Origin of the sequence: Methylobacterium sp. WL18, assembly GCF_008040015.1 — a bacterium.
GTDB classification, from domain to species: Bacteria; Pseudomonadota; Alphaproteobacteria; order Rhizobiales; family Beijerinckiaceae; genus Methylobacterium; species Methylobacterium mesophilicum.
In genome coordinates this window covers 1-2,082 of sequence record NZ_VRVD01000745.1, presented here as the reverse complement: position 1 = coordinate 2,082, position 2,082 = coordinate 1, and the positions used below count along the sequence as shown (strand labels likewise).

Here is a 2,082-nt window from a genome sequence, read left to right as displayed (position 1 = left end):
GGGCAGGGCCAGGGCCGCCTGCAGGCCCTCGATGCTGGCATAGCCGTTGGCGCGCAGCCGGACGAGCCGGTGCATCGCGGCCTCGGGCAGGCCGTTCACCTGCCGCAGGCCGAGGCGCACCGCGTGCAGCTTCGGATCCCCGGCCGGCTCCAGGGTGCAGTCCCAGGCGCTGGCGTTGACGCAGACGCCCCGCACCTCGACCCCGTGGGCGCGGGCGTCCCGCACCAGCTGGGCGGGCTGGTAGAAGCCCATCGGCTGGGCGTTGAGGATCGCGGCCAGGAACACGTCCGGGTGCCGGCACTTCATCCAGGCCGAGGCGTAGACCAGGAGCGCGAAGCTCGCGGCGTGGCTCTCCGGGAAGCCGTAGGTGGAGAACCCCTTGATCTGCGCGAAGCAGCGCTCTGCGAAATCCGCCGGGTAGCCGCGGCCGGTCATGCCGCCGACGAACTTCTGCTCGAAGCCGCCGATCGTGCCGACATGCCGGAACGTCGCCATCGCCCGGCGCAGCCCGTCGGCCTCGGCCGGGGTGAAGCCCGCCGCCGTGATGGCGATCTGCATCGCGTGCTCCTGGAACAGCGGCACGCCGTAGGTTTTTTTCAGGACCTCCTTCAGCTCGTCCGCATCGCCGTGGGCGGGGTCGGGAGACGGATAGACCACCGGCTCCTGCCCCGACCGCCGCCGCAGGTAGGGATGGACCATGTCGCCCTGGATCGGACCCGGGCGCACGATCGCCACCTGGACGACGAGGTCGTAGAATTCCTTCGGCTTGAGGCGGGGCAGCATCGACATCTGCGCCCGGCTCTCGACCTGGAACACGCCGACGGAATCGGCCTTCGCCAGCATCGCGTAGGTGTCGGGATCCTCCCGGGGCAGGTCGGCCAGGGTCTCGTAGAAGACGCCGTGGTCCTTCTCCAGAAAATCGAGACCGCGCTTGAGGCAGGTCAGCATGCCGAGCGCCAGCACGTCGACCTTCATCAGGCCGATCGCGTCGATGTCGTCCTTGTCCCACTCGATGAAGGTGCGGTCCGCCATGGCGCCGTTGCCCACCGGCACGGTCTCGTCCAGGCGCCCGCGGGTCAGGATGAAGCCGCCGACATGCTGCGACAGGTGGCGGGGGAAGCCGATCAGCTGGTGCGCGAGGTCGAGCGCCTGCCGGAGCACCGGGTTGTCGGGGTCGAGGCCGGCCTCTCGCACGTGCTTGTCCGGCACGTCCTTGCCCCAGGAGCCCCAGACCGTGTCGGCGATCGCCGCGGTCACGTCCTCGGTGAGCCCCAAGACCTTGCCGACCTCCCGGATCGCCATGCGCGGGCGATAGTGGATCACCGTGGCGCAGAGGGCGGCACGCTCCCGCCCGTAGCGGTGGTAGAGGTGCTGGATCACCTCCTCCCGGCGCGCGTGCTCGAAATCGACGTCGATGTCGGGGGGCTCGCCCCGGTTCTCGGAGATGAACCGGGCGAACAGCAGCCGGTGCTTGGACGGGTCCACCGCGGTGATGCCGAGGCAGAAGCACACGGCGGAATTGGCCGCCGAGCCGCGCCCCTGGCACAGGATCCCCCGGCTCCGGGCGAACTCGACCACGTCGAACAGGGTCAGGAAGTAGCGGGCGTAGTCCAGCTTGGCGATGAGCCGCAGCTCCTCGCCGAGCGTGGCCCCGACCGAGGCCGGGACGGCGCCGGCATAGCGCCAGCGCGCCCGCTCCCAGGTCTTCTCTTCCAGGTATTCCTGGGCCGTGCGCCCGGGGGGCACCGGCTCGTCGGGATACTCGTAGTGCAGCTGCGACAGGCAGAAGGTGCAGGCCTGCGCGATCTCGACCGTGCGGGCCAGCGCCTCCGGATGGTCGGCGAACAGCCGGGCGATCTCGGAGGCCGGCTTCAGGTGGCGCTCGGCGTTGGCCTCCAGCCGATAGCCGGCCTCCCCGATCCGGCAGCGCTCGCGGATGCAGGCCACCACGTCCTGGAGCGGGCGCCGGTCGGGATGGTGGTAGAGCGCATCCGAGACCGCGACCATGGGCGCCCCGTAGGTCTCCCCCAGCTCGGCGAGGAGGCCGAGGCGGCGGCGCTCGTCGCCCCGCCGCGCGTGGCT

1 protein-coding gene is annotated in these 2,082 nt (G+C 71.0%); it reads right to left on the bottom strand.

What is annotated here, in order from left to right:
• Positions 1-2,082: error-prone DNA polymerase (locus tag FV228_RS27765; protein WP_147857446.1), on the bottom strand; the 2,082-nt coding region annotated here is incomplete at both ends.